25 protein-coding genes are annotated in these 25049 nt (G+C 67.1%); 23 read left to right on the top strand and 2 right to left on the bottom strand.

Translation table 11 applies throughout. From position 1 onward, the window contains the following. Window positions 1-83 precede the first annotated feature (83 nt). The 18 genes from fliE to cheZ all read left to right on the top strand — a co-directional run bounded on the left by fliE (window position 84) and on the right by cheZ (window position 16732). Complete coding sequence (gene fliE / locus E5CHR_RS09430; RefSeq protein ID WP_162579438.1) at window positions 84-404, top strand: flagellar hook-basal body complex protein FliE; 321 nt, start codon at window positions 84-86, stop codon at window positions 402-404. A gap of 169 nt (window positions 405-573) precedes the next feature. Continuing rightward, complete coding sequence (locus E5CHR_RS09435) at window positions 574-2127, top strand: flagellin N-terminal helical domain-containing protein (RefSeq protein ID WP_162579439.1); 1554 nt, start codon at window positions 574-576, stop codon at window positions 2125-2127. A 155-nt stretch (window positions 2128-2282) separates the two neighbouring features. Continuing rightward, window positions 2283-3731 (top strand): flagellar filament capping protein FliD, encoded by a 1449-nt coding sequence (gene fliD / locus E5CHR_RS09440; RefSeq protein WP_162579440.1) that lies wholly within the window; start codon window positions 2283-2285, stop codon window positions 3729-3731. Window positions 3732-3752: 21 nt separating this feature from the next. Further along, complete coding sequence (fliS, locus tag E5CHR_RS09445) at window positions 3753-4169, top strand: flagellar export chaperone FliS (protein WP_162579441.1); 417 nt, start codon at window positions 3753-3755, stop codon at window positions 4167-4169. Window positions 4170-4206: 37 nt separating this feature from the next. Next, window positions 4207-4530 (top strand): flagellar protein FliT, encoded by a 324-nt coding sequence (locus E5CHR_RS09450; protein WP_232062016.1) that lies wholly within the window; start codon window positions 4207-4209, stop codon window positions 4528-4530. Between the two features lie 22 nt (window positions 4531-4552). Next, window positions 4553-5878 carry a flagellar hook-length control protein FliK gene (locus E5CHR_RS09455; RefSeq protein ID WP_162579442.1) on the top strand — a complete coding sequence of 442 codons (1326 nt, stop codon included), beginning with the start codon at window positions 4553-4555 and terminating at the stop codon, window positions 5876-5878. Beyond that, a complete protein-coding gene (locus E5CHR_RS09460) occupies window positions 5875-6162 on the top strand; it encodes an EscU/YscU/HrcU family type III secretion system export apparatus switch protein (RefSeq protein ID WP_162579443.1) in 288 nt (95 codons plus the stop codon). The genes E5CHR_RS09455 and E5CHR_RS09460 overlap by 4 nt, the downstream gene beginning before the upstream one ends. A gap of 294 nt (window positions 6163-6456) precedes the next feature. Beyond that, entirely contained in the window at window positions 6457-6807 is a 351-nt protein-coding gene (gene flhD, locus E5CHR_RS09465) for a flagellar transcriptional regulator FlhD (protein WP_232062282.1), read from the top strand. Window positions 6808-6824: 17 nt separating this feature from the next. Then, the gene (gene flhC / locus E5CHR_RS09470; RefSeq protein ID WP_162583651.1) at window positions 6825-7454 is read left to right on the top strand and encodes a flagellar transcriptional regulator FlhC; all 630 of its coding nucleotides are present in this window, start codon (window positions 6825-6827) and stop codon (window positions 7452-7454) included. A gap of 46 nt (window positions 7455-7500) precedes the next feature. Beyond that, window positions 7501-8364: a flagellar motor stator protein MotA gene (gene motA, locus E5CHR_RS09475; protein ID WP_162579445.1), complete on the top strand. Its 864-nt coding sequence runs from the start codon at window positions 7501-7503 to the stop codon at window positions 8362-8364. A gap of 255 nt (window positions 8365-8619) precedes the next feature. Beyond that, window positions 8620-9561 (top strand): flagellar motor protein MotB, encoded by a 942-nt coding sequence (motB, locus tag E5CHR_RS09480; protein WP_162579446.1) that lies wholly within the window; start codon window positions 8620-8622, stop codon window positions 9559-9561. Window positions 9562-9594: 33 nt separating this feature from the next. After that, entirely contained in the window at window positions 9595-11631 is a 2037-nt protein-coding gene (gene cheA / locus E5CHR_RS09485; RefSeq protein ID WP_162579447.1) for a chemotaxis protein CheA, read from the top strand. 20 nt (window positions 11632-11651) lie between these two features. Beyond that, window positions 11652-12959, top strand: a complete 1308-nt coding sequence (locus E5CHR_RS09490; protein WP_162579448.1) for an EAL and HDOD domain-containing protein — start codon at window positions 11652-11654, stop codon at window positions 12957-12959. Window positions 12960-13014: 55 nt separating this feature from the next. After that, window positions 13015-13872: a CheR family methyltransferase gene (locus E5CHR_RS09495; protein ID WP_162579449.1), complete on the top strand. Its 858-nt coding sequence runs from the start codon at window positions 13015-13017 to the stop codon at window positions 13870-13872. 106 nt (window positions 13873-13978) lie between these two features. Further along, entirely contained in the window at window positions 13979-14590 is a 612-nt protein-coding gene (cheD, locus tag E5CHR_RS09500) for a chemoreceptor glutamine deamidase CheD (RefSeq protein ID WP_162579450.1), read from the top strand. Further along, window positions 14587-15666, top strand: coding sequence for a protein-glutamate methylesterase/protein-glutamine glutaminase (locus E5CHR_RS09505; protein WP_174255710.1), 1080 nt, complete (start codon window positions 14587-14589; stop codon window positions 15664-15666). The genes cheD and E5CHR_RS09505 overlap by 4 nt, the downstream gene beginning before the upstream one ends. 27 nt (window positions 15667-15693) lie before the next feature. After that, window positions 15694-16092: a chemotaxis response regulator CheY gene (gene cheY, locus E5CHR_RS09510; RefSeq protein ID WP_162579451.1), complete on the top strand. Its 399-nt coding sequence runs from the start codon at window positions 15694-15696 to the stop codon at window positions 16090-16092. Window position 16093: 1 nt separating this feature from the next. Continuing rightward, on the top strand, window positions 16094-16732 hold the full coding sequence (cheZ, locus tag E5CHR_RS09515) for a protein phosphatase CheZ (protein ID WP_162579452.1): 639 nt from the start codon (window positions 16094-16096) through the stop codon (window positions 16730-16732). A gap of 40 nt (window positions 16733-16772) precedes the next feature. Here the strand turns inward: cheZ and E5CHR_RS09520 are convergent, their stop codons facing one another. Both E5CHR_RS09520 and E5CHR_RS09525 read right to left on the bottom strand, forming a co-directional pair. Next, window positions 16773-17144 carry a type II toxin-antitoxin system VapC family toxin gene (locus E5CHR_RS09520; protein WP_162579453.1) on the bottom strand — a complete coding sequence of 124 codons (372 nt, stop codon included), beginning with the start codon at window positions 17142-17144 and terminating at the stop codon, window positions 16773-16775. Beyond that, window positions 17131-17340: a type II toxin-antitoxin system VapB family antitoxin gene (locus E5CHR_RS09525; RefSeq protein WP_162579454.1), complete on the bottom strand. Its 210-nt coding sequence runs from the start codon at window positions 17338-17340 to the stop codon at window positions 17131-17133. The genes E5CHR_RS09520 and E5CHR_RS09525 overlap by 14 nt, the downstream gene beginning before the upstream one ends. A gap of 190 nt (window positions 17341-17530) precedes the next feature. Here E5CHR_RS09525 and flhB point away from each other — a divergent pair, with 190 nt between their 5' ends. The 5 genes from flhB to E5CHR_RS09550 are packed head-to-tail and all read left to right on the top strand — an operon-like array spanning window position 17531 to window position 24960. Continuing rightward, window positions 17531-18676: a flagellar biosynthesis protein FlhB gene (flhB, locus tag E5CHR_RS09530; protein ID WP_162579455.1), complete on the top strand. Its 1146-nt coding sequence runs from the start codon at window positions 17531-17533 to the stop codon at window positions 18674-18676. After that, window positions 18673-20769: a flagellar biosynthesis protein FlhA gene (gene flhA, locus E5CHR_RS09535; RefSeq protein ID WP_162579456.1), complete on the top strand. Its 2097-nt coding sequence runs from the start codon at window positions 18673-18675 to the stop codon at window positions 20767-20769. The genes flhB and flhA overlap by 4 nt, the downstream gene beginning before the upstream one ends. Next, complete coding sequence (gene flhF, locus E5CHR_RS09540) at window positions 20766-23333, top strand: flagellar biosynthesis protein FlhF (protein WP_162579457.1); 2568 nt, start codon at window positions 20766-20768, stop codon at window positions 23331-23333. Before flhA ends, flhF begins: the two co-directional genes overlap by 4 nt. A gap of 16 nt (window positions 23334-23349) precedes the next feature. Continuing rightward, the gene (locus E5CHR_RS09545) at window positions 23350-24186 is read left to right on the top strand and encodes a flagellar biosynthesis protein FlhG (RefSeq protein WP_197893844.1); all 837 of its coding nucleotides are present in this window, start codon (window positions 23350-23352) and stop codon (window positions 24184-24186) included. Window positions 24187-24219: 33 nt separating this feature from the next. Continuing rightward, complete coding sequence (locus E5CHR_RS09550; RefSeq protein WP_162579458.1) at window positions 24220-24960, top strand: RNA polymerase sigma factor FliA; 741 nt, start codon at window positions 24220-24222, stop codon at window positions 24958-24960. Window positions 24961-25049: the final 89 nt, after the last annotated feature.

Genomic DNA, 25049 nt, shown 5'->3' on the forward strand with positions numbered 1-25049 from the left:
CGCGGTTACGCTGAAAACACGCGGGAGCGCCATCGCGCTTCCTTGGCGGCTTCGAGTCTTCATCAACCAAGAAAAAGGTTCTCATGTCCATTTCAGCCATCGAATCCGTCCTGCAGCAGATGCGGGTGACGGCGCTTCAGTCGGGCATCGCATCCGGCCCTGCCGCCGAGCCGGCCGCGCAGGGAGGCTTCGCCGCCGAGCTGAGGCGCTCGCTCGAGGGCATCAGCTCGGCGCAGAACAAGGCCTACGGCCAGGCCGAGGCCTTCGAGCTCGGCAAACCGGGCGTCGCGTTGAACGATGTGATGGTCGACCTGCAGAAGGCCAACGTGGCTTTCCAGACCGGGCTCCAGGTTCGCAACCGCCTGGTGGCGGCCTACCAGGAAGTGATGAGCATGCCGGCCTGATTCATGAGGGGGTGGACCCGGTCGCATCTTTTCGACCACCGGCCTAAATGTTCGGAAAGCCCTGCCGATAACTGAACCAACGATGGCTTGAATCTCACGGTGGGAAGCGGGTCCAGCGTTGCGGCCGGTTTGGCCGGAGTCCACAACCTTTGTTAATCAGGAGTCGAACATGGCGCAAGTCATCAACACCAACAGCCTCTCGCTGGTGGCGCAGAACAACCTCAACAAGTCCCAGAGCTCGTTGAACACGGCCATCGAGCGCCTGTCCTCGGGCATGCGCATCAACAGCGCCAAGGACGACGCTGCCGGCCAGGCCATTGCCAACCGCTTCACCGCCAACGTCAAGGGCCTGACCCAGGCCGCGCGCAATGCCAACGACGGCATTTCGCTCGCCCAGACGACAGAAGGCGCGCTGAACGAAATCAACAACAACCTGCAGCGCGTTCGCGAACTGTCGGTGCAGGCCGCCAACGGCACGAACTCGGGCAGCGACCTCTCGTCGATCCAGGCTGAAATCAAGCAGCGCCTCGACGAAATCGACCGCGTGTCGGCCCAGACCCAGTTCAACGGCGTGAACGTGCTCGCCAAGGACGCCAAGCTGAGCATCCAGGTCGGCGCCAACGACGGCGAGACGATCAACATCGACCTGAAGGAAATCACGTCCAAGACGCTCGGCCTGGGCAACATGGACATCACCAAGAAGTCGCTCGACCTGTCGACCGTCAGCTCCACCGCCACGACCGTCGTGACCCCGGGTTCGACCGGTGCGACCACTTCGGTGAACCTGACGGCCGTCGACAGCGCCGCTGCCAGCTCGTACACCGTGTACGTCGACGACAGCGACGCCGACACGCTCTACGTGTCCGACGACGCCGGCACGACCTTCTATGCTGCCACTTACGACAGCGCCTCCGGCACGCTGAGCTTCGACGGCTCGACCCCGCTGGGCGCCGCCCCGACGGCCACGCTCGCTGCCGCCGGCCAGGAAATCTCCACCGGCACCGGCGCGACCGTCAATGTCGACAACGTGAAGGCCGTGAACACCGACGCGGCTGCGGCCATCGACATGTATGTCGACCAGAACGGCGACTGGTTCGTGTCCAAGGACGGCGGCACGAGCGTCATCTCGGCCACTTTCGACGCAGCGACCGGCCAGGTCGAGTACGACAGCGCCGACTTCGCAACGGCAGCGGCTCCAACTACCGGCATCTCCGACGCGATCACCAGCTACGAAGTGCCCCCGGTTGCGGTCCCCGACGTCACGGCCAACCTGTCCGGCCTGCCGGCAGCTTCGGTGGGCGCATCGCCGACGCTGCACAAGGTCACGAACGCCGACGGCAGCGCCGGCGGCTACGTGGTGAAGGGCCAGAAGAACGGCGCCGACGTGTACTACAAGGCCAACGTGGCCAACGACGGCACCGGCACCGTGACCCTGGGCGAGCAGTACAACCAGGACCCCCTGGCTTCGATCGACAAGGCCCTGGCCGGCGTCGACGAACTGCGCAGCCAGCTCGGTGCGGTCCAGAACCGTTTCGAGTCGACCATCACGAACCTGAACAACACGACCAACAACCTGTCGGCCGCCCGTTCGCGTATCGAGGATGCCGACTACGCGGTCGAAGTGTCGAACATGACGCGCGCCCAGATCCTGCAGCAGGCCGGCACCTCCGTCCTGGCGCAGGCCAACCAGACCACGCAAGGCGTTCTGTCGCTGCTGCGCTGATCGGCAAATCGCGCCCAGGCACTTGCCGCAAGGCAGGTGCGCGCGGCGCAGGCGCGGGCCTTCCCAGGCCGCGCGCCTGCGCTTTTCCCTGCGGCTTTCCGGGCGGAGGCCGCAGGGAAAAGCGAAAACGGCTCAACGGAAGAGGAAAACAGCAAATGGCAGTCAGCAGCATCGGCGTCGGCTCGGGTCTCGACCTCGCGACCTTGCTCTCCAAGCTCGAGACCGCGGAGAGCCAGCCCCTTGCCGCGATCCAGGCCCGGGCAACCAGCTACACGACGAAGCTGTCGGCCTATTCGCAGGTCCAGAGCGCGCTCAACGTGCTGAAGACCGCCGGCGACAAGCTCGCCGATCCGGAGTTCTTCAAGACCGTGAAGGCCGCGAACAGCGACTCGGATGTGCTGAGCGTGACCACCGGAGATACGGCCGTCGCCGGCAGCTATGCGATCGATGTCACGCAGCTCGCCCAGTCGCAGTCGCTGGTGTCGACCGGGCAGGCCAGTGCCAAGACGGCGATCGGCAGCGGCACCATCACCATCAACTTCGGCGCCATTCACGGCGGCTCGCTGGACGCTGCCACCGGCCAGTACACCGGCGCGACCTTCGATGCCGATCCCAAGCGCACACCGGCGCAGATCACCGTCGGGACGGGCACCAACACGCTCGAGGGCATCCGCGATGCGATCAACAAGGCCAACGCGGGCGTCAGCGCCAGCGTGGTGAACGACGGCAGCGGCACGCCCAACCGGCTGGTCCTGGTGTCGACCCAGTCGGGCGAGGCTTCGACCATGCAGATCTCCGTGGCCGGCGATGCCGCCCTGAAGAACCTGCTGGCCTACGACCCGGCCGGCACGCAGACGATGAAGCAGACCACGGTCGGCCAAAACGCCAAGCTGAACATCAATGGCATCGACATCGTCAGTGCCGGCAATACCGTGCAGGAAGGCATTCAGGGCACCACGCTGACGCTGGCGAAGATCGGCGCGAGCAGCCTCAAGCTGACGAGCGACACCGCCGCAGTCTCGACGGCGATCACGGCCTTCGTGAACGCCTACAACGGCCTGCAGAGCACGGCGGCCAAGCTCACGGCCTACGACGCCGACGCGAAGAAGGGTGCCGCCCTGATGGGCGACCAGACGCTGCGGACCCTGCTCACGCGGGTGCGCCAGACCCTCACGGGCGCGCAGGCAGGCGGCCCCGACGACATGAAGGTGCTGTCCGAGATCGGCGTGAGCTTCCAGAAGGACGGCACGCTGGCCGTCGATTCCGCCAAGCTCTCCGGTGCGCTGAGCAAGAACCTGAGCGGCGTGGCCGGCCTGTTCTCCAGCGGCACTGGCAGCACCGCCGGCTACGGCAAGCAACTGAGCGCGCTCGTGACGGAAATGACCTCCAGCGACGGCGCGCTGACGACCGCCACCAACGGCGTGAACACGACCCTGGAAGACCTGAGCGACCAGTACAACGCCGTGCAGGCCCGCGTCGATTCCACAGTGGAGCGCTATCGGGCGCAGTTCACGCAGCTCGACGTGCTGGTGAACAGCCTCAACAACACCATGAACTACCTCACGCAGCAGTTCGACGCCATGAACGGCGTCAGCAAGAAGTAATCAGCCGAACGAAAGCCGTCGATGTACACACCCCATAACCTCAGGACCGGCGCCGGCGCCTACGCGCGCCTGGGCGTCGAAACGCAGGCGATGAGCGCATCGCCGCACCAACTCATCTGCATGCTGTTCGACGGCGCCATCACGGCCATCGGCATGGCGCGGCATCACATCGCAGAGGGCGATGTCGCGGCCAAGGGACAAGCCATCTCGAAGGCCGTCGGCATCGTCGCCAATGGCCTGAAGGCCAGCCTGGATGCCAAGGCGGGCGGCTCCGCCGGCGCGGAACTGGTGGCCAATCTGTCGGCGCTGTACGACTATGTGGTCCGGCGCCTGCTGCAGGCCAACCTGCGCGACGACCTGCGCGCGCTCGATGAGGCCGGGTCGCTGCTGGAAAGCGTCGGGTCCGCATGGCGCGAGATGGGTGGCGGCGAGCGCTGAATCGAAGACGATGGAAAAGGAAAAGGACATGGCCGCCATGAGCGAAGTCGTCCAGTGCTACGACCAGCTGGCTTCGAACCTGTCGTTGATGGCGGCGCTGGCACGCGCGAAGGAATGGGACCGTTTGCCCGAGCTCGAGGTGCAGTGCGTGTCGGTGCTCGAGCGGCTGAGTGTCGTCTCGCCGCAGGAGACGTTGGCACCAGCGCAAGTCGCGCAGGCACGTCGCCTGCTGGAGCGCATCCGCGCCGACCAGCGGGCGGTGTGCGAGCTCGTCAAGCCGCAGCTCGCGCACCTCGTGGCCACGATGGCCGGCCTGCAGAAGCGCAGCGAGCTCGACCGGGCCTACGGCGCGCCGCGCTGAGCGGCGGGGCACAACCACCGGGATGAGCAGGCTCGGCGTACCGCCCGATCACGCGCTGCTGGCCGCCAAGCTTGCGCCGCGGCTGGGACTGGTCGCGCTGCAGCAGGGCCAGGTCGCGAGCGATGCCGAGCCCGGGCCGGTGGTCCAGGTCCAGAAAGTTGCGAACGATGTGCGCCTGCCCTCCCATATCGCGCTGGAGCGCCAGCTGCCGTCCGGCTTGCCCGCTGCGGCGGCTGCGCCGGACGCGACGGCGCCTCCGGCCGCGCGGCTGTCCGCGGCGGCCCGCCTGATCGGTGCACTGCTGGCGGAGTGGCCGGACGCGGGGCCGCTGCGCGCAACCGCGCCGCTGTGGCCTGCGGCGCGGCAGCCGGCCAACGCCGCGACTCTTGCTGCGGCGCTGGGGCAAACGGTGGACCGCAGCGGGCTGTTCTACGAATCGCACCTTCGCGAGTTCGCTTCGGGCGCACGCACGCTGGCGCAACTGGCGCAGGAACCGCAGGCGCGCTGGGCCACGCCCGCCTCGCCAGGTTTCCAGCTGCAGAGAGGCGGTACGGAGACGCGATCGGCTGCTGCGGCGGTGCAGGTACCGTCCGATACCGTGCGAGCCGCCTTGGCCCCTGTGTCCACCTTGCCGACGGCGGCCATGCCGGCGCTGCCGATGGCGCCCGATGCAGTGCCGGCGTTCACGCCGGGCGCTGCGGTGCCCCCCGCGCCGCTACCAGGGCAGGGTGGGCCGAATGCGGCGCTCGTTGCGCATGGGCCGGCGCCGCATATCCCAAGCGGCGCGACCGGTGCACCCCCCTTTGCCGACGCTCAGCGCGTGCGCGCGGCGTACCAAGCGGGCGAGCGCGCATTTGCAACGCCTTTGGACGCGGCTGTCGCGGGGCAGCGCGCGGAAGCGGCGGCCTTGCGCCATGGCGAGGCGCCTGCTGGTCCGAATGCAATGCTGCAGCCAGCCGAATTGATTCACCCCCAGGCCGCCACGGTCGTGCACCAGCAGCTCGACCTGTTGGCCACCGCGGTATTCCGCTGGAGCGGCCAGGCGTGGCCGGAGGTTCCGATGGACTGGTCGATCGAGCAGGACGGCCAGCGGCGGCGTGACGACGACGCCGCGCAGCCCGACGAAGCGCGGCGCTGGAGCACGACGGTATCGCTCGAACTGCCGCGCCTCGGCCTGGTCGAACTGCGCCTGACACTGGGGGGCAGCGCAGTGCAGGCACAGGTCGTGGCAAGCCGTGCCGCCACTGCCGGGCAACTGCGGGCCCACGGCATGGAGCTCCAGCAGCGCTTCGAATCCGCGGGCCTGCGGCTCGAGGGCTTGCGCGTCAGCGACAGGGAGGCCGGATGAACCCCGCCCCGGACGAGCGCCCCAGCGCCGTGGCCCTGTCTTACCTGGACAAGCGCCAGGCCCCGGTCGTGGTGGCCAAGGGCTATGGCGTGGTGGCCGATTCGATCATGCGCGAGGCCCGGAAGAACGGGCTCTACGTTCACGCTTCGCCCGAGCTGGTCGGCCTGCTGATGCAGCTCGACCTCGACCGGCAGATCCCGCCGGAGCTCTACCGTGCCGTGGCCGAAGTCATGGCCTGGATCCATGGCCTCGAGCGCGCCGAGGAGGGGCGCAGTTCGCCCTGAATTGAAAAGGCGGAATGTAATACTTTGGTGGCGCAAATAGCCTGCGGTTTTTGATGCCTTGAACCAACGTTGACCGGGTACTACTTTTTTCTAATCGAATTCAACGAGGACGTACTTATGAAAATGCATGAGTTCTTCTTAAGGCCTCCCTCCCTCTGAAAGCCCCCTGTAGGACAATTCGCACAGACTCTGTAATTTATTCCTCACTTCCCAGAGCCAAACGCTACAAACGTTACATATCTGAAGCGTCCTGCATACACTTGAGGCCTGAATGAACGGAGTGCAAAAGTGGAAATGGACAAGGTGATGAATGGGGCAGGCGGCGACATTTCGAAAGAAATTGGAGACATCAATCTCGCCTATATGCTCCTCGCCCAGAAGCTCGTGAAGCAGGACCGGGCAGCGGCGATGTTCAAGCTCGGCGTCAGCCGCGAACTGGCCGACATGCTCGCCGGCATGTCGCTCGCGCAGATCCTCAAGCTGGCAACCTCCAACTTCCTGCTTTGCAGCTTCCGCATCGACGACCACCCGTCCATGTCGGCGGTCGTGGGTGAAGAAAAAGAGACGACGCTGCAGCAAGCGCACATGTCCATCCTGATGTCGGCGCGGCGCTTGCAGGTGCGTGAAGCCGGCGTTGCGGCGTGAGCGGGGCCACCGGGCCACTGACCCGGAAGAGCGTGCTGCGCGAGGTCCGCGAAGTGCAGCTCGCGATCGAGCTGATCGAGCTGGGCGCCCGGCTGCAATTCCTGGAGGCGGAGGTCGACCTCAGCCGCGAACGCCTGATCCGCCTCTACAAGGAACTCAGGGGCGTTTCGCCACCCAAGGGATTGCTTCCTTTTTCCACGGATTGGTACATGACGTGGCTCGCCAATATTCATTCGTCGATGTTTTACAACATGTATCAATTCATGTTGACGCACGCCGATGAGACTGGTTTGCAAGCACTTATCAAGAGTTATCGGCTCTACGTGGAGCAGATTGAATTGCAGGGCGGCGAAATCGTGCTGGATTTCACGCGCGCCTACACGATGGTGCGGTTTTTCGACAGCGACATGCTGCAGCTGAGCGGCTGCTGCCGGTGCGGCGGCAAGTTCGTCGCGCACGCGCACGACAGCAAGCACGGCTATGTGTGCGTGCTGTGCCGCCCGCCTTCCCGCGCTGGCAAGGCGCGTGGCGCCAAGCGCGTTGCAGCAGGCATCTCCGGCGAATCAGGGCTTCAGAAACCGGCTCCCCCTGCCGATAGACGGGAAGCAGCGCCCGAAGGGAGGGCTCTGCAGGCAACCCTGCCCTGACGGCAGGCACTGGATTCGATGCCTGGAAGGGCAAAAGGGGAAGCGCGTGCTGGTTCTGGTCGGGTATCTGGTGGTAGTGGGGGCCGTCTTCGGCGGCTATGCCTTGATGGGCGGCCACTTCGGCGTCCTGTTCCAGCCGGTGGAGTTGCTGATGATCGGCGGTGCCGCCCTCGGCGCCTTCATCGCGGGCAACAACGGCAAGACCATCAAGGCCACCATCAAGGAGCTGCCGTTGCTCCTGCGTTCCTCCAAGCACAACCGGCAGCTCTACATGGACTTGCTGGCACTGCTCTACGAGCTGCTGGCCAAGGCGCGCAAGGAAGGGATGATGAAGCTCGAGGCCGATGTCGAGGCGCCCGCTTCGAGCGAGATCTTCGCGCGCTACCCCGACATCCTGGCCGACGCCAGCATGATGGAATTCCTTTGCGACTATCTGCGCCTGGTGATCAGCGGCAACACCGATGCCTTCGAGATCGAGGCGCTGATGGACCACGAGATCGAGACCATCCGCCACGAGGCCGAAGTGCCCAGCCACAGCCTCTCGCGCGTTGCCGATGCGCTGCCCGCGCTGGGCATCGTGGCCGCAGTGATGGGCGTGGTGCATGCGCTCGGTTCGGCCGACCTGCCGCCCGCGGAGATGGGCGCGCTGATCGCCCATGCCATGGTCGGTACCTTCCTCGGCGTGCTGCTGGCCTATGGCTTCGTCGCGCCGCTGGCCTCCGTGATCGAGCAGAAGGTGGAAGAGGGCATGAAGATGTACCAGTGCGCCAAGGTCACGCTGCTGGCCAGCCTCAACGGCTACGCGCCGCAGCTGGCGGTGGAGTTCGGCCGAAAGGTCCTGTTCTCGACCGAGCGGCCGACCTTCACCGAGCTCGACAGCCATGTGCGCGAAGTCAAGGCAAAAGTATGACGCTCACCCCCAGGTTGGCCCACTTCGTGTGGCCGCCCACCCCCTCACCGGGGGCAACACCGGCGGCCCGGCAGAGCCGGTTCCGCGGTGGGGATGTTGCTCGCCCCCAGGTTGGCCCACTTCGTGTGGCCGCCCACCCCCTCACCGGGGGCAACACCAGCGGCCCGGCGAAGCCGGTTCCGCGGTGTTCTCCGAACCGCGGGCGCGGGTTCGTGCGTTGCCGGCGTAAAGCACTGATATGGCAAGGGTAGGAGCATGAGCGCGGACAAGGGTCGCATCATCGTCAAGCGCGTCGCGGGTGACGGCGGCGGCGGGCATCATGGCGGCGGCTGGAAGATCGCCTATGCCGACTTCATGACGGCGATGATGGCCTTCTTCCTCGTCATGTGGTTGCTGTCGAACGCGAGCCCCAAGCAGCGCGAAGGCATCGCCGAGCATTTCCGCATGCCGCTCAAGGTCGCGATCAACGGCGGCGAAAAGAGCAGCACCAGCACCAGCGTCATCCCCGGCGGCGGCATGGACCCGACCACGCATGTCGACGGCGAGGTCCGCCTGGCCCAGGCCGACATGGAAGACGCGGCCGACGCGGATCGCCTGGCCAGCATGAAGAGGCGGCTGGACGACCTGATCGAGAACAGCCCGGTCTTCAAGCAGTTCCGTTCGCAGGTCCTGATCGACATCACCACCGAAGGCCTGCGCCTGCAGATCGTGGACAACGAGAACCGCCCGATGTTCGACCTGGCCAGCGCCCGGCTGCTGCCGCACGTGCGCGGCATCCTGCGCGAGATCGGTCCGGTGCTGATGGAGCTGCCCAACAAGATCACGCTGTCCGGCCATACCGACGCCGTCGTCTACACCAACGGCGACCGCTCGTACGGCAACTGGGAGCTGTCGGCCGACCGCGCCAACGCCTCGCGCCGCGAGCTGGTGATGGGCGGCATGGCCGAAGACAAGGTGATGCGAGTGGTCGGCCTGGCCGACAGCATGCACCTGGACAAGGCCGAGCCCCGCAACCCCATCAACCGACGCATCAGCATCATCGTGCTCAACCACCGCACGCAGCAGCGGATCGAGCGCGAGAACAGCGGCGACGGGCCCGGCGGCGCCACGCGCGCCGGACGCGTGCAGCGGCCTTCGCCCTTGCCCGTCGACAACGTCAAGGTGACGGCTTACAAGCCGCCGCCGCAGCAGAACTAACCCGCCCGCAGAAGCCGGATCAAGGAGCAACACATGGACCTCAGTCAATTCACACAAGCATTCTTCGTCGAGGCGGTCGAGCTGCTGGCCGAGATGGAACAGCTGCTGCTCGAACTCGATGTCGCCGCGCCCGATGCCGAGCAGCTCAACGCCATCTTCCGTGCCGCGCACTCCATCAAGGGCGGCGCGGCCACCTTCGGCTTCACCGCCCTGACCGACACCACGCACCTGCTGGAGACCCTCCTGGACCGGGCGCGCCATGGCCAACTGAGCCTGAGCGCTCCGATGATCGATACCTTTTTGGAAACGAAGGACGCCTTGCAAGAACAACTGACGGCCTACCAGGCGGGCAAAGAACCGGAGCCTGAGCGAGTGGCGCAGATCTGCGCCGTGCTGCAACAGCTGGCGATGGAGAACGGCGCCGCCGGGGCTGCGCCCGGGCCCGCTCCGGCGCCTGCACCCGCGCCGGTGGCCGCCGCGCCCGCAGAGCCGGTGCCGCAGGGTGCGCTGCGCATCCGCTTCTCGGGCCTGTCCGACAGCGAATGCGATCTGCTGGCGGACGAGCTCGGCAACCTGGGCAAGCTGATGTCGCGCACGCGCAGCGGCGACCAGTTGACGGCGCTGCTCGAGACCACCTGCAGCCCCGACGACATCATCGCCGTGTGCTGCTTCGTCATCGACGAGTCGCAGATCGACATCGCGCACGAGGCAGTGGCAGGCGAGCCTGCCGATGCCCCCGTCGCGGAGCCATCGGCCGCAGCGCCGAAGGCAGCGCCAGCTGCCGGCGCGTCGACTGCGCAGGCGGCTGCGGCCCTTCCCGCAGCAGCAGCAGCAGCAGGGAATGGCAAGGAGTCCAGCTCGATCCGCGTCGATGTGGAGAAGGTCGACCAGCTCATCAACCTCGTGGGCGAACTCGTCATCACCCAGTCGATGCTGACGCAGGCCGCGACCATGCTCGACCCCGTGGCCTACGAGCGCTTCCTGAGCGGCCTGGGCCACCTGGAGCGCAACGCGCGCGACCTGCAGGAGTCGGTGATGTCGATCCGCATGATGCCGATGGACTACGTGTTCAGCCGTTTCCCGCGCGTGATCCGCGACGTGAGTGCCAAGTTGGGCAAGCAGGTCCGGCTCGACACCTACGGCAAGGAGACCGAGCTGGACAAGGGCCTGATCGAACGCATCGTGGACCCGCTCACGCACCTGGTGCGCAACAGCCTCGACCACGGCATCGAGACGCCCGAGCAGCGACTTGCCAAGGGCAAGGACGCGACAGGCCAGCTGCTGCTGTCGGCGCAGCACCACGGCGGCAACATCGTGATCGAGGTCAGCGACGACGGCGCCGGGCTGAACCGCGGCAAGATCCTGGCCAAGGCGCAGCAGCAGGGCATTCCGGTCAGCGACGGCATGCCGGACGACGAGGTGTGGCAGCTGATCTTCGCGCCCGGCTTTTCTACCGCCGAGCAGGTCACGGACATTTCGGGCCGCGGCGTGGGCATGGACGTGGTCAAGCGCAACATCCAGGAAATGGGCGGCCACGTGGAGATCAGCTCGCGCGAAGGTCGCGGCACCACCACCCGCATCGTGCTGCCGCTGACGCTTGCCATCCTCAACGGCATGTCGGTCAAGGTCGGCGAAGAGGCCTACATCCTGCCGCTGAGCTACGTCATCGAGTCGCTGCAGCCGTTGGCGGAGCACCTGCACTCGATCACCGCCGACGGCCATGTGATCAAGGTGCGCGGCGAATACCTCCCGCTCATCGAGCTTCACCGCGTGTTCGACGTGGCAGGCGCGCAGACCCAGCCAACGCAGGGCATCCTGGTGATCGTGCAGGCGGACGACACGCGCTTCGCGCTGCTGGTCGACGAGCTGCTCGGCCAGCACCAGGTGGTGGTCAAGAACCTCGAGACCAACTACCGCAAGGTGCCCGGCATCTCCGCCGCGACCATCCTGGGCGACGGCAGCGTGGCTTTCATCATCGACGTCAGCGCCATGCCGCGCATCCAGCGGGCCCAGGCCGCCAGTGCCGCCGCACTGGCGGGTGCATCGAGGATGGACGCGATCGCAGCCTGAAGGCAGGGGAGATCCACGCCATGCGCTTCGACTTTTTCCGACGGCAGGAATCCAGCGGCCTCTCGGCCTCCGCCCCGGTGCCCACCGCCGGGGAACGCGACACCAGCGGCTACGTGACCTATGCCCAGCTGCTCGACGCAGGCAAGCGCGTCATGGGCTACAGGCTCGCATGGCGTGCCGCCTCGCGAGACAACGCGGCCGATGCCCTTGCGCAATTCAAGGCGCTGATGACCTGCGTGGGCAGGCACCTCAACGACCCGAAGGCCGGCTGGGCGCTCGGGCGCACCCAGCTGTTCGTCGACGTCACGGCCGAATCGATCGTGGCGAGCGAGCTGCAGCTCCTGCCGCCCGAGAACGTCGTGCTGTGCGTCGGCGCCGACCTCCTCGGGAACGAGGATCTGCGTCCCATCGTGCTGTTCCTGCGCGAGCAGGGCTTCAGCTTCATGCTGTGCGGCGCCGACGCGCTGCCGCAGGAAGAGGAGCTGTGCGGCCTCGTGACCCACTTCGACGTGGGTGCTGGCGACAGCGCGCTGGTGGAGCGCCTGCGCGACGAAGCGCTGCCAGGCCGGCCCCCGCTGCAGCTGATCGTCACGCGCATGGTGGAGTGGGACGACTTCGAGGTCGCTGCCGCGCAGCGCCTGGAGGTGTTCGTCGAGGGACCGCGCCTGCAGCCCGGGGAGCACGATGTGCCCAGCGGTGGCGCCCTGCAGCCCGAGTCGATGCTGATCGTGCAATTGATGCAGATGATCCAGCGCAACCAGGACATTCGCGAGATCGAGGCCGTGCTCAAGCGCGACGCTGCGCTCACCTATCGGCTGCTGCGCTACATCAACTCGCCGGCGATCGGCGCGGGTGTCGAGATCCATTCGCTGCGGCATGCCGTCACCATGCTCGGCTATGCGCCGCTGTTCCGCTGGCTCTCGGTGCTGCTGGCCATGAGCAATGCCAAGGCCAGCCCGCCCTTCATGATGAAGAAGGCCGTCATGCGCGGACGCTTCGTCGAGCTGATGGGCAAGGGCATGCTGCCGGCCTCCGATGCGGACAACCTCTTCGTGGTCGGCATGTTCTCGCTGATCGACCGGCTGCTGGGTGTCCCCATGCGCGAGGTGCTCGGGAAGGTCCAGCTCAGCGAGGCGGTCCAGCAGGCGATCCTGTCACGCGAAGGCGCCTACGGTCCCTTCCTGGCACTCGCGGAGAGCTGCGAGGAAGACGGCGCGCGCGCCGCGGGCTTGGCCGAGGCGCTCTTCATGAGCGCAGACCAGGTCAACGCCGCACACCTGTCGGCACTGGCCTGGGCCCAGGACCTCGGCCCCGCCGAGGCAGCCTGAGGCGAGATGCAGGGCTTTTGGGCGCTTGATCGCCACATTGAAAAAGACATGCGCTATGTACATTGAAAGCCAATCCCCGGCGTCGCTCGTGAACTCCGAATTCCTCTTCACCGACCACGATTTCGCAAAGGTCCGCACGCTGATCCATCGTCGCGCGGGCATTGCCCTGGGCGAGCAGAAGCGCCAGATGGTCTACAGCCGGCTGTCGCGCCGCCTGCGCGAGTTGCGGCTGCCGGAGTTCTCGCGCTATCTCGAGATGCTGGAGTCCAGCCACGACGGCGAGGAGTGGCAGACTTTCATCAATTCGCTCACCACCAACCTGACCTCCTTTTTCCGCGAGGCGCACCATTTTCCCGTGCTGGCCGAGCATGCGAAGCGCGCCCGGCAGCCCATCACCATCTGGTGCGCCGCGGCCTCGACCGGCGAGGAGCCGTACTCGATCGCCATCACGCTGGTCGAGGCCCTGGGCGAGCGGGCCTGCACGGCGCGCGTGATCGCCACCGACATCGACACCGCGGTGCTGGCCAAGGCCTCGGCCGGCGTCTTCACGCTTGAGCAGGTGAAGGGCCTGTCTGCCGAGCGGCTGCGGCGCTTCTTCAACAAGGGGACGGGCAGCAATGCGGGCAAGGTGCGGGTGCGGCCGGAGCTTGCCGCCATGATCCGGTTCGAGCGCCTGAATCTGCTGGACCCGTCGTGGCCCGTGAAGGAGCCGGTGGACGCGATCTTCTGCCGCAACGTGATGATCTACTTCGACAAGCCGACGCAGAAGCGGATCCTGGATCGCTTCGAGCCGCTGCTCAAGCCGGGGGGGGTGCTGTTTGCGGGGCATTCGGAGAATGCGTCGCTGGTGAGTCCCGGGTTCAAGGCGATCGGGCAGACGGTCTATGAAGTGAATCGGAAGGGGAGGGCATGAGTACTGTCTTGCTCCTCGGACAAAGCGCAACGTCCCAACAGAAGCGCCGGTGTCCCCGCCTCGAATTTCCCCGGGTCGGGCAAGCGGCAAGACGAGAGGCTCTGCGATGACCGCAGCCGTCCCGGGCTCGATCGCCAGCCACCACTACTTCGACCGCGACTTCGACTGCATGGCCGTCAAGCTGCTTCCCTCGGAGTACTACGTCACTGCCGCCGACACGGTCATGACCACCGTGCTGGGCTCGTGCGTGGCCGCCTGTGTGGTCGACCGCGATGCAGGCGTTTCGGGCATGAACCACTTCATGCTGCCGGAAGACGCGGAGCCGGGGACTCGCGGGCAGTCCGAGTCGATGCGCTACGGCGCCTACGCCATGGACGTGCTGATCCGCGAGCTGTTGCGCGCCGGCGCGCGGCGCGACCGGCTGCAGGCCAAGGTCTTCGGCGGCGCCGCAGTGCTCGCCAACATGACCACGCTGAACATCGGTGACCGCAATGCCGACTTCGTGCTGCGCTACCTGGAGGCTGAGCGCATCACCGTCGCCGCCCAGGACCTGCGCGGCCCGCATGCACGCCGCGTGTGCCTGCTGCCGCGAAGCGGCAAGGCGGTGGTGCGCAAGCTGCGCGCGCAGGTCGACGTGCAGTCCGTGCAGCGCGACGAGGGCGAGCTGCTGCGCAAGCTCGCCGCAGTCGGCAAGAACAAGGGGAGGTGCCTCTCATGAAGAAGATCAAGGTCCTGTGTGTCGACGATTCCGCGCTGATCCGCAGCGTGATGACCGAGCTCATCAACAGCCAGAGCGACATGACGGTGGTGGGCACCGCTGCCGATCCCCTGGTGGCGCGCGACCTCATCAAGCAGACCCACCCCGACGTGCTCACGCTGGACGTCGAGATGCCTCGCATGGATGGGCTCGAGTTCCTCGAGAAGCTGATGCGCTTGCGGCCGATGCCGGTCGTGATGGTGTCGTCGCTCACCGAGCGTGGCTCCGAGATCGCGCTGCGCGCGCTGGAGCTGGGCGCCATCGACTTCGTCACCAAGCCTCGACTGGGCGTGCGCGACGGCCTGATCCAGTACACCGAGCACATCGCCGGCAAGATCCGCGCAGCGGCGCAGGCGCGGCTGCTGCCGGGCCGCCCGGCGGCGGCGCGGCCGGCCGCCGAGAGCGCCCACGAACCGCTGCTGCGCAGCCCGCTGCTGTCGACCGAAAAGCTGATCATCATCGGCGCCTCCACAGGCGGCACCGAGGCCATCCGCGAGGTACTGCAGCCGCTGCCGCCCGACGCGCCGGCGGTGCTGATCGCACAGCACATGCCGCCCGGCTTCACGCGCTCCTTCGCGCAACGGCTGGACGGGCTGTGTCGCATCCACGTGAAGGAGGCCGAGCACGGCGAGCGCGTGCTGCCGGGCTATGCCTACATCGCGCCCGGCGGCTGGCACCTGGCCCTGGGCCGCAGCGGCGCCAACTACGTGGCCCAGCTGAACCAGGAGCCGCCGGTGAACCGGCATCGGCCCTCGATCGACGTGCTCTTCGACTCGGCAGCCCGGCATGCGGGCAAGAACGCCATCGGGATGATCCTCACCGGCATGGGCCGCGACGGCGCCGAGGGCCTGCTGCGCATGCGGCAGGCGGGCGCCCACACGCTGTCGCAGGACGAGGCGAGCTGCGTCGTCTACGGGATGCCGCGCGAGGCCGTGCTGCTGGGGGCCGTCGATGAGGTTTCGCCCCTGAACGAGATCAGCCGCCGCGTACTCGCGCACCTTCGGCGAACGCACCAACCGTGTGTGACGCCGGTTTGAAACTGAATCATTGAAGCTGGAGAAATCGTGATCGACAAGAGCATCAAAATTTTGGTCGTGGACGACTTCCCGACCATGCGCCGCATCGTGCGCAACCTGTTGAAGGAGCTCGAGTTCCTCAACGTCGACGAGGCCGAGGACGGCGCTGCGGGCATCGAGAAGCTGCGCGGCGGCGATTTCGGATTCGTGGTGTCGGACTGGAACATGCCCAACATGGACGGACTGACCATGCTGAAGACGATCCGCGCCGATCCCGAGCTGGCCAAGCTGCCGGTGCTGATGGTCACCGCCGAGGCCAAGAAGGAAAACATCATCGCCGCGGCGCAGGCCGGCGCCAACGGCTATGTGGTCAAGCCCTTCACCGCTGCCACGCTGGAGGAAAAGCTCAACAAGATCTTCGAGAAGATCCAGAAAGAGACGGCATGAGATGAGCGCAAACATACCGGGCAACAAGCACGACGAACTGCTGGGCCGCATCGGCCAATTGACGCGGCAACTGCGCGAGGGCATGCGCGAGCTGGGATTGGACAAGCAGGTCGAGCGCGCCGCGCAGGCCATTCCCGATGCGCGCGACCGCCTCAACTACGTGGCCGCCATGACCGAGCGCGCCGCCCACCGCGCCTTGAACGCGATCGACGTCGCGCAGCCGATGCAGGAAGCGCTGTCCAGCGGCGCCAAGGACTTGAGCGGGCGCTGGGACCAGTGGTTCGCCAACCCGATCGAGCTCGACCGAGCGCGGGAGCTGGTGATGGACACGCGCGGCTACCTCCAGCAGGTGCCCGAGCGCGCCAGCGCCATCAACTCCCAGCTGATGGAAATCATGATGGCGCAGGACTTCCAGGACCTGACGGGGCAGGTCATCAAGAAGATGATGGAAGTGGTCAACGAGGTCGAGACGCAGCTCTTGCAAGTGCTGATCGACAACTCGCCGATGGAGAAGCGGCCGGAGCTCGCGATCGTCCAGGCCAACGGCTTGATGAATGGGCCGCAGATCAAGGCCGACAACCCGGAGGCGGTGACGGATCAGGCGCAGGTGGACGATCTGCTGGAGAGCCTGGGGTTCTAGGCGCACGAAAGAACCTCATCCTGCGCGGGCTCGTCGAGGCTCAATGTGCGGCGAACGCAGCCAGGTTAAATTTCAGTGCCGCTTGAAGAAGGCGTCGATCGCGTGTCCATAGCTTCGTGCCAACGGCGAGGCGAGTCGCGGCAAGCAAGTGAAGATCGACATAGCCGATCCCGAGGCCGAACAAGCGCTCGTTGCCAAGGAACGCCATGACCTCGTCATGGCGCGCCGCCGGAATCTCGGGCAAGGCCTGCAACGCGCCGACGGTCTCTTTTCGCCGAGTCAGGCTGCCCAAAGCAATCTCCGCGACGATGTATGGATGCATGAGGACTTCACCTTCCTCCAGCAGCGATTGCAATCTTGAATCGCCCCGGGCCAGGTGGTCGATCCATACCGACGTGTCAACGAGGATCATTCGCGCCTTTTCCCCGGCGTCTCGGCGCAGCCTGGAGGCCCGGCGCGCTGCCTCCCAAGCGCGCCAGCCGACGGGCGGCTTCCCTCTGGACAAGGGTTTTGAGCGCCTGTTGGATCAGCGCGGAGTTCTCCTGGATGCCCGTGAATGTCCGAGCTTGAGAGAGCAGCTCGTCGTCCAAGGTGACGGTGGTGCGCATTGCGTTCTCCTGAAGAATACAAAATCGCATCAAATGATGCGGTGGTTGGTGCCAAGTATCGCACAGGAGCGCTGTCTAACGCCCGAGTTGGAGGGCATTCCTGCCCCTCATCGAGGGATTGTCCAGAGAGCCCGAATCCAATAATCAGCCACGACTCGGCGATGTTCGCCGATGCTCTTCCGGAGCATGAATGGCTGAAGAAAGCGATCTCGAAAAGACAGAACCCGCCTCGCCTCGGCGCCTCGAAAAGGCGCGCGAAGAAGGCAATGTGGCCCGCTCCCGCGAGCTGGTCACCTTCGTTCTGCTCGGGACCGCGGTCGGTGGCCTGTGGGCGCTGTCCGGGCCGCTGGGCCGGCACTTCCAGGCGACGTTCAGCCACGGCCTGCGCTTCGAGCGGGCGGCGGCCTTCGACACCTCCTTCATGCTCACGCAGGCCGGTCTGCTCGCGATGCAGGCGCTGGTCGCGACCGCGCCGCTGATGGGCATGCTCGTGCTGGCCGCGCTGGTGGCGCCACTGATGCTCGGCGGCTGGCTGTTCTCGACGCAGGCGCTGGGTCCCAAGTTCGACAAGCTCGATCCCATCGCAGGCGTCAAGCGCCTGTTCTCCACCCAGTCCCTGGCCGAGCTGTTCAAGGCGCTGGCCAAATCGCTGCTGATCGGCGGCGTGGCGTGGATGGTGATCATGGGTGGGATGGACGAGGTCAACGCGCTCATGGCCCAGTCCGAGCGCGCCGCGCTGCCGCAGATGATCATGCTGGTGGCGCACAACTGCGCGCTCATCACCGCCGCGCTGCTTCTGATCGCCTTGGTGGACGTGCCCTGGCAGCTGTGGAGCTACTACCGCAAGCTGCGCATGTCGCGCGAAGACCTGCGCCAGGAGCACAAGGAAAGCGAAGGCGACCCGCACATCAAGGCGCAGATCCGCCGGCAGCAGCAGCAGCAGATGGCCAGGCGCCGCATGATGTCCGAGGTGCCCAAGGCCGACATCGTGGTCACCAATCCCACGCACTTCGCGGTGGCGCTCAAGTACGTCGACGGCGACATGCGCGCGCCGCGCGTGGTGGCCAAGGGCACCGACCATGTGGCCGAACGCATCCGCGAAATCGCCAAGGAGAACAAGGTTGCGATCCTCGAGGCGCCGCCGCTCACGCGCGCGCTCTACAAGCACACCCGCCTGGGCGACGAGATCCCCGCCGGGCTATACACCGCGGTGGCCGAGGTGCTGGCCTGGGTCTACCGGCTCAAGCGCTGGCAGGCCGAGGGCGGCGAGGCGCCGCGCACGCCGGGCGATCTGCCCATTCCCCAGGACCTCGAATACAACCTGCAGAGCGCATGAACGCGATTGCCACTTTCCTGCGCCTGCCGCCGCAGAGCTTCTCCGGCGCCCAGATGAAAGGCCTGGCCGGCCCGATCCTCATCATCATGATCCTGAGCATGATGGTGCTGCCGCTGCCGGCCTTCCTGCTGGACCTGCTGTTCACCTTCAACATCGCGATGTCGGTGATGGTGCTGCTGGTCAGCATGTACACCATGAAGGCGCTGGACTTCGCGGCCTTTCCGGCAGTGCTTCTGTTTTCGACGCTGCTGCGCCTGTCGCTCAACGTGGCCTCCACCCGCGTGGTGCTGATGCACGGCCACACCGGCCCTGATGCGGCCGGCAAGGTGATCGAGGCCTTCGGCCACTTCCTGGTGGGCGGCAATTTCGCGGTCGGCGTGATGGTCTTCATCATCCTGGTGCTGATCAACTTCATGGTCATCACCAAGGGCGCGGGCCGCATTGCCGAGGTCGGCGCGCGCTTCATGCTCGATGCGATGCCCGGCAAGCAGATGGCGATCGACGCCGACCTCAATGCCGGTCTGATCGGCGAGGACGTGGCGCGCAAGCGGCGCACCGAGGTCGGGCAGGAGGCCGATTTCTACGGCTCCATGGACGGTGCCAGCAAGTTCGTGCGCGGGGACGCCATTGCAGGCCTGCTGATCATGGTCATCAACATCATCGGCGGACTGGTGGTGGGCGTGGTGCAGCACGGGCTCGACTTCTCGACCGCGGGCAAGACCTACACGCTGCTGGCCATCGGCGACGGCCTGGTAGCGCAGATCCCGGCGCTGGTGATCTCGACCGCGGCCGGCGTGATCGTCTCGCGCGTGACGACCGACGAAGACGTGGGGCGCCAGCTCACCGGCCAGCTCTTCTCCAACCCGCAGGTGCTGTTCCTCACGGCCGCGATCATCGGCCTGATGGGCATGATCCCCGGCATGCCGAACCTGGCCTTCCTGCTGATCGCGGGCGGCCTGGCCTGGTTCGGACGCCGGCTGCTGCTGCGCGCGCCGCAGAAGGCTGCGGAGCAGGCGGCCGCCGCGAAGGCAGCGGCCACCGTGCCGGCGCCCGAGGCCGCCGAAGCCACCTGGGACGACGTGGCGCTGGTCGACCCGCTGGGCATGGAGGTCGGCTACCGGCTGATCCCGCTGGTGGACCAGTCGCAGCAAGGCGAACTGCTGGGCCGCATCAAGAGCATCCGCAAGAAGATCGCGCAGGAGCTGGGCTTCCTGGTGCCGGTGGTGCACATCCGCGACAACCTCGAGATCCAGCCCAACAGCTACGTCATTCGACTCAAGGGCGTCGAGATCGGGCGTGGCGAGGCGTATCCGAACCAGTGGATGGCGATCAATCCTGGCCAGGTCACGGGGACGCTGCCCGGCACGCCGACGCAGGACCCGGCCTTCGGCCTGCCGGCAGTGTGGATCGACGCCGCGCAGCGCCAGCAGGCGCAGGTGCTCGGCTACACCGTGGTCGATGCCTGCACCGTGATGGCCACGCACCTCAACCACCTGATCCAGATGCATGCTGCCGAGCTGCTGGGCCGCCAGGAAGTGCAGCAGCTGCTCGACCAGGTCGGCAAGACTGCACCCAAGTTGACCGAGGACCTGGTGCCCAAGGTGCTCTCGCTGAGCACGCTGCACAAGGTGCTGCAGAACCTGCTCGAGGAAGAGGTGCCGATCCGCGACATGCGCACCATCCTCGACGTGATGGCCGAGCACGCGCCGACCGTGAAGGACGCCACCGAGCTGACCTCGCTCACGCGGCTGGCCCTGGGCCGCGCCATCGTGCAGCAGCTGTTCCCGGGCGATTCCGAGGTGCAGGCGCTCGGCCTCGATGCCTCGCTCGACGGCGTGCTGCAGCAGGCCATGACCAACAACAGCGGCATCGAGCCGGGCCTGGCCGACAACCTGCTCACGCAGACCCAGGCCGCGATCGCGCGCCAGGAGCAGATGGGCCTGGTGCCGGTCCTGGTCGTGCAGCACTCGCTGCGGGTGCTGCTGTCCCGCTTCCTGCGGCGCAGCCTGCCGCAGCTCAAGGTGCTCTCGCATGCCGAGATCCCTGATTCACGCCGCATCAAGATCACCGCCACCATCGGAGGAAGAGTTTGAACATCATCACGGACGTGCGCACCGCCGCACGCAAGTTCGTCGCCGCCACCAGCCGCGAAGCCCTGCGGCTGGCCCGCGAAGCCCTCGGTTCGGAAGCCATGGTGCTGACCAACCGCGTCGTCGCCGAGGGCGTCGAGATCGTCGCCATGGCGCCGGAGGAAATGGAGCAGGTCGCGGAGCATGCGATGCCTGCCGCGATGGCGGCGCCCCATGCCACGGTGCATGCAACGGTGGCGTCCGCCGACAGGCCCAGGCCCGCACCCGCGCAGTCGCAAGCATTTACGCCCATCGCGGCGCCTGCACCGGCGGCCACCGCCGCGATGCCCGCGCCCATGCCGGTACCGTCGATGCCGCCGATGCCCTTCATGCCTTCGGTGCCAATGCGTCCGGCGGTGCCCGTCACGCCCCTGCTGCAACAGGCCCAGACCGTGGCGCCTGCCATGACGTTCGCGCCGGCGGGTGAAGCCCCGGCCGCCGCCACGCCGCCCCCCGATCCGGTGCTCAGCGAGCTTCACTCCATGCGCGGCATGATCGAGGAACAGCTCGCCACCGTGGTCTGGAACGACCGCCAGCGCCGCGACCCCATGCGCGGGCGCCTGCTGCGCACGCTGCTGGGCGCCGGCTTCAGCGCCCGCCTCGCCAAGGCCATGCTGGAGCACCTGCCGGCCAACCAGAGCTACGCCCAGGGCATGGCCTTCGTGCGCTCGGAGCTGGTTCGTACCGTGCCGGTGATGGAAGACGAGGATGCGCTGCTGGCGCAGGGCGGCGTGTATGCGCTGATGGGCCCCACTGGCGTCGGCAAGACGACCACCACCGCCAAGCTCGCAGCACGTTGCGTGATGCGCTTCGGGGCCGACAAGCTGGCACTGGTGACCACCGACAGCTACCGGATCGGCGCCTACGAGCAGCTGCGCATCTACGGCCAGATCCTCAACGTGCCGGTTTACGCGGTGAAGGATGCGACCGACCTGCAGCTGGTGCTCAACGACCTGCGCAACAAGCACATGGTGCTCATCGACACCGTAGGCATGAGCCAGCGCGACCGCGCCGTCTCCGAGCAGATCGCCATGCTCGGCAGCAGCCCGCGGCCGGTGAAGCGGCTGCTGCTGCTCAACGCCGCCAGCCACGGCGACACCCTCAACGAGGTGGTGCATGCCTACCGGCATGGCGCGAGCGGCAACGAGCTGGCCGGCTGCATCTTCACCAAGGTGGACGAGGCGACGCACCCGGGTGCGCTGATCGACACCGTGATCCGCCACCGCCTGCCGGTGCACTACGTCTCCAGTGGCCAGAAGGTGCCGGAGAACCTGGCGCCGGCCGACCGCGCCGCGCTGGTCGACAGCGTGTTCCAGGCCAAGGCGCCGAGCGCGCTCTTCGTGCCCGGTGAAAGCGACCTGCAGGACAGGCCGGCCGGCGCCGAGGAGGCGTCGGAGGTGGCACAGGCGCAAGCCGAGACCGAGCGCCTGCGCGTCAGGTACCAGCAGCTGATCCATGCCATGGCCCATGACGCGCAGGAGGTGGCCTGGGCCGCCAAGGCCCTGGCCGATGCCGACCTGGGCTTCGATGCGGCGCGCGAGCTGTGGCGCATGGCGGCCGACGAGAACGTGCTGCACAAGACGGTGCTGCAGTCGCTCAAGGCGCATGCGTGGAGCGAGGTTGCCACCGGCTGCGACCACCACGTGCTGGCGCTCGGCGGGCAGCTCGGCCTCAAGTCGAACGAGGGCGGCGACGCCTACGGATGCGAGAGCAGCCTGCTGCTGTCGGATCGCGACGGCAGGCCCGTGGCTGCGCCCAACCAGTGGCTTTCCACCGCCGGTGCCGGTGGGGCAACTGCTGCTGCGGCGCGCAGGGCCGGGCTGCGCCCGCTGCAGTGGGTGGCTCAGCAGGATTTCGGCAAGCCGGTAGTGCATGCGCTGCAGCGCCTGCCCGCTATCGAATTCATGGGTGAGATGCAGGCCCGCGGATTGGCCTGGTTGGCGCGTGCGCCGGGCTCGACCGCCATCGTCGACGCGGCCGGCGCCCGCGGCACGCTGGCGCGGCTCGCGCTGGCGTTCGGCGAGCCGCACCCGGTGCGCTTCAAGGGCAAGCCGGCGCTTCAGGCCGAGGCCCACGCCGAGGTGCTGCTGCGCGGCGAACACGGGCTGCCTGCGCTGCGCTGCGTGGTGACCCGCGTGGTGGAGCCGAAGACCCGCAAGATCCTTGCGCAGGGTTATCTGCTGTCGAACGTCGGCAGCGAAGTCGGCGCCGAACAGCTCGCCCGTTGGCACGGGTGGGCCGCCGAGGCCGAGCCCTGCTTCCGGCTGTTGCGGCAGGGCCTGCAACTGGTGGGCGGCTTGGGCGAGCTGGGCGACCCGCACATGATGAAGCGCGTGCTGATCGCCGGCCAGGCCAGCACCACCGTGTGGCGCCTGCTGCACGCCGAAGGCGAATGGGCGGGCCGCGCACGTTCGCTGTTGAGCCAGCTGACCGGCCGGCGCCTGCGGCCCGACCGCGCGCCTTCGGGCAACGTGCTCTACGAGGGCGTGGCCAAGATGTTCCTGCTGCTGGAGGCGCTGGGTACATGAGCGCGGAGCTTGCGCGATGAGCAAATTGGTACCGGACCAGGCAGACGGGCTGCGCCGCCTGCTGGCGCAGACGCGCACCCGGGTGCTCGCCTTCGCGAGCATGGGTCGCGGGCTGGGCGTGACCACCGTGGCGATGAACCTGGCCGCTGCGTTGGCCTACCAAGGCAAGGAGGTGCTGCTACTGGACGAACATGGCACCCAGGCAGGCACCGCCTCTGCCACCTGGGCCGTCGAGCCGCTGGGCACGCTGGCCGATGTGGCCAACCGCCGCCTCACCGTGCAGGGCGCCGCCGCGCGCGCGCCGTGCGGCGTCTACGTGCTGCCGGCCGTGCCGCGCACGCAGGCCGGCAGCGGCGACCCGCGCACGCTGTGGGAAGGCGACGTGATCCTGGTCGACGCAGCGCTCGACGGCGAAGGCCGTCTCTCGGCACTCGCACAGGCGTCCGATGAGCTGGTGCTGGTGATGCAGCCGCACGCGGCGTCCATCACCGCGACCTACGCGGGCATCAAGCGCCTGCATTACGCGCATGCGCTGCGCCAACTGCGCTTCCTCGTCAACGGCGTGGCCGAGCCCGGGGCCGCGCAGCAGGTCGCGCACAACCTGGCCCAGGCCGGCAGCCGCTACCTCGCGGTCTCGCTGCAGCCGGCCGGATGCGTGCGAGCGGAGATCCATGCGGACGCCGCCGGGCGGCTCGGCCGCACCGTGGTCGAGGCCTATCCCGCCAGCCCGGCGGCGGCGGACTTCCGCCGCATCGCCGACGAGATCGGCCAGTGGCCCTGGCGCCAGGGCACGAGCCTTGCGCCGCTACCTGCGCCCGTGGCGCGGGGCACGAACACCGCCGCGGTCTGCTGAAGCCGCGGCACAGGAGAAGGAAAAAGGACGACCGTGTACACCGCACAGGGAACCATTGAAAAGTCCCATCTGCTCAAGCAGCACCAGCCCATGGTGCGACGCATTGCGCTGCAGATGCTGGCCAAGCTGCCTGCCAGCGTGGAGCTCGACGACCTCATCCAGGCCGGCATGATCGGCCTGCTCGATGCGTCGACGCGCTACCAGGACAACCGCGGCGCGCAGTTCGAAACCTTCGCCAGCCAGCGCATCCGCGGCGCCATGATCGACGAGCTGCGAGCCAACGACTGGGGCTCGCGCGGCCTGCGCCAGTCGGCGCGCAAGGTCGAGAGCGCGATCCAGGCGCTCGAGCACCGGCTGGGCCGCGCTCCCAACGAGGGCGAGATCGCGAAGGAGCTGAAGATGACCCTGGAGGCCTACCAGGGCCTGCTGCAGGAGATCCAGGGCTGCCAGTTGCTCTACGTCGAGGACTTCTCGCAGGACAGCGAGGGCGACAGCCCGTTCCTGGACCGCCATGCGAGCGGGGCGAGGGACGAGCGTGGCAGCGCCAGCGACGACCCGCTCGCCCAGCTGATGGAAAGCGGTTTTCGCCATCAGCTGGTGGCGGCCATCGGCGAGCTCCCCGAACGCGACCGGTTGCTTCTCAATCTCTATTACGAGGAGGAACTCAACCTGCGAGAGATCGGCGCCATTCTCGAGGTGAGCCAGTCGCGCGTGTGCCAGCTGCACAGCCAGGCCATCAGCCGGCTGCGCGGGAAGCTCAAGGATCTTCTGTAGCTCGCCTTGTGTTTCTGTCTTTCGGTGCCGCCCGATGGCGATCGACAGGGCTGCGAGGGGTCGCCCGAGCCAGCGTGTAGGAAAACATC

The organism is Variovorax sp. PBS-H4, assembly GCF_901827205.1.
Lineage (GTDB): Bacteria > Pseudomonadota > Gammaproteobacteria > Burkholderiales > Burkholderiaceae_C > Variovorax.

Excerpts from the sequence above, each read along its gene's own strand:
- fliE (WP_162579438.1), top strand. The coding sequence starts at position 84 with ATGTCCATTTCAGCCATCGAATCCGTCCTGCAGCAGATGCGGGTGACG.
- E5CHR_RS09435 (WP_162579439.1), top strand. The coding sequence starts at position 574 with ATGGCGCAAGTCATCAACACCAACAGCCTCTCGCTGGTGGCGCAGAAC.
- fliD (WP_162579440.1), top strand. The coding sequence starts at position 2,283 with ATGGCAGTCAGCAGCATCGGCGTCGGCTCGGGTCTCGACCTCGCGACC.
- fliS (WP_162579441.1), top strand. The coding sequence starts at position 3,753 with ATGTACACACCCCATAACCTCAGGACCGGCGCCGGCGCCTACGCGCGC.
- E5CHR_RS09450 (WP_232062016.1), top strand. The coding sequence starts at position 4,207 with ATGAGCGAAGTCGTCCAGTGCTACGACCAGCTGGCTTCGAACCTGTCG.
- E5CHR_RS09455 (WP_162579442.1), top strand. The coding sequence starts at position 4,553 with ATGAGCAGGCTCGGCGTACCGCCCGATCACGCGCTGCTGGCCGCCAAG.
- E5CHR_RS09460 (WP_162579443.1), top strand. The coding sequence starts at position 5,875 with ATGAACCCCGCCCCGGACGAGCGCCCCAGCGCCGTGGCCCTGTCTTAC.
- flhD (WP_232062282.1), top strand. The coding sequence starts at position 6,457 with ATGGACAAGGTGATGAATGGGGCAGGCGGCGACATTTCGAAAGAAATT.
- motB (WP_162579446.1), top strand. The coding sequence starts at position 8,620 with ATGAGCGCGGACAAGGGTCGCATCATCGTCAAGCGCGTCGCGGGTGAC.
- cheA (WP_162579447.1), top strand. The coding sequence starts at position 9,595 with ATGGACCTCAGTCAATTCACACAAGCATTCTTCGTCGAGGCGGTCGAG.
- E5CHR_RS09490 (WP_162579448.1), top strand. The coding sequence starts at position 11,652 with ATGCGCTTCGACTTTTTCCGACGGCAGGAATCCAGCGGCCTCTCGGCC.
- E5CHR_RS09495 (WP_162579449.1), top strand. The coding sequence starts at position 13,015 with ATGTACATTGAAAGCCAATCCCCGGCGTCGCTCGTGAACTCCGAATTC.
- cheD (WP_162579450.1), top strand. The coding sequence starts at position 13,979 with ATGACCGCAGCCGTCCCGGGCTCGATCGCCAGCCACCACTACTTCGAC.
- E5CHR_RS09505 (WP_174255710.1), top strand. The coding sequence starts at position 14,587 with ATGAAGAAGATCAAGGTCCTGTGTGTCGACGATTCCGCGCTGATCCGC.
- cheZ (WP_162579452.1), top strand. The coding sequence starts at position 16,094 with ATGAGCGCAAACATACCGGGCAACAAGCACGACGAACTGCTGGGCCGC.
- E5CHR_RS09520 (WP_162579453.1), bottom strand. The coding sequence starts at position 17,144 with ATGATCCTCGTTGACACGTCGGTATGGATCGACCACCTGGCCCGGGGC.
- E5CHR_RS09525 (WP_162579454.1), bottom strand. The coding sequence starts at position 17,340 with ATGCGCACCACCGTCACCTTGGACGACGAGCTGCTCTCTCAAGCTCGG.
- flhB (WP_162579455.1), top strand. The coding sequence starts at position 17,531 with ATGGCTGAAGAAAGCGATCTCGAAAAGACAGAACCCGCCTCGCCTCGG.
- flhA (WP_162579456.1), top strand. The coding sequence starts at position 18,673 with ATGAACGCGATTGCCACTTTCCTGCGCCTGCCGCCGCAGAGCTTCTCC.
- E5CHR_RS09545 (WP_197893844.1), top strand. The coding sequence starts at position 23,350 with ATGAGCAAATTGGTACCGGACCAGGCAGACGGGCTGCGCCGCCTGCTG.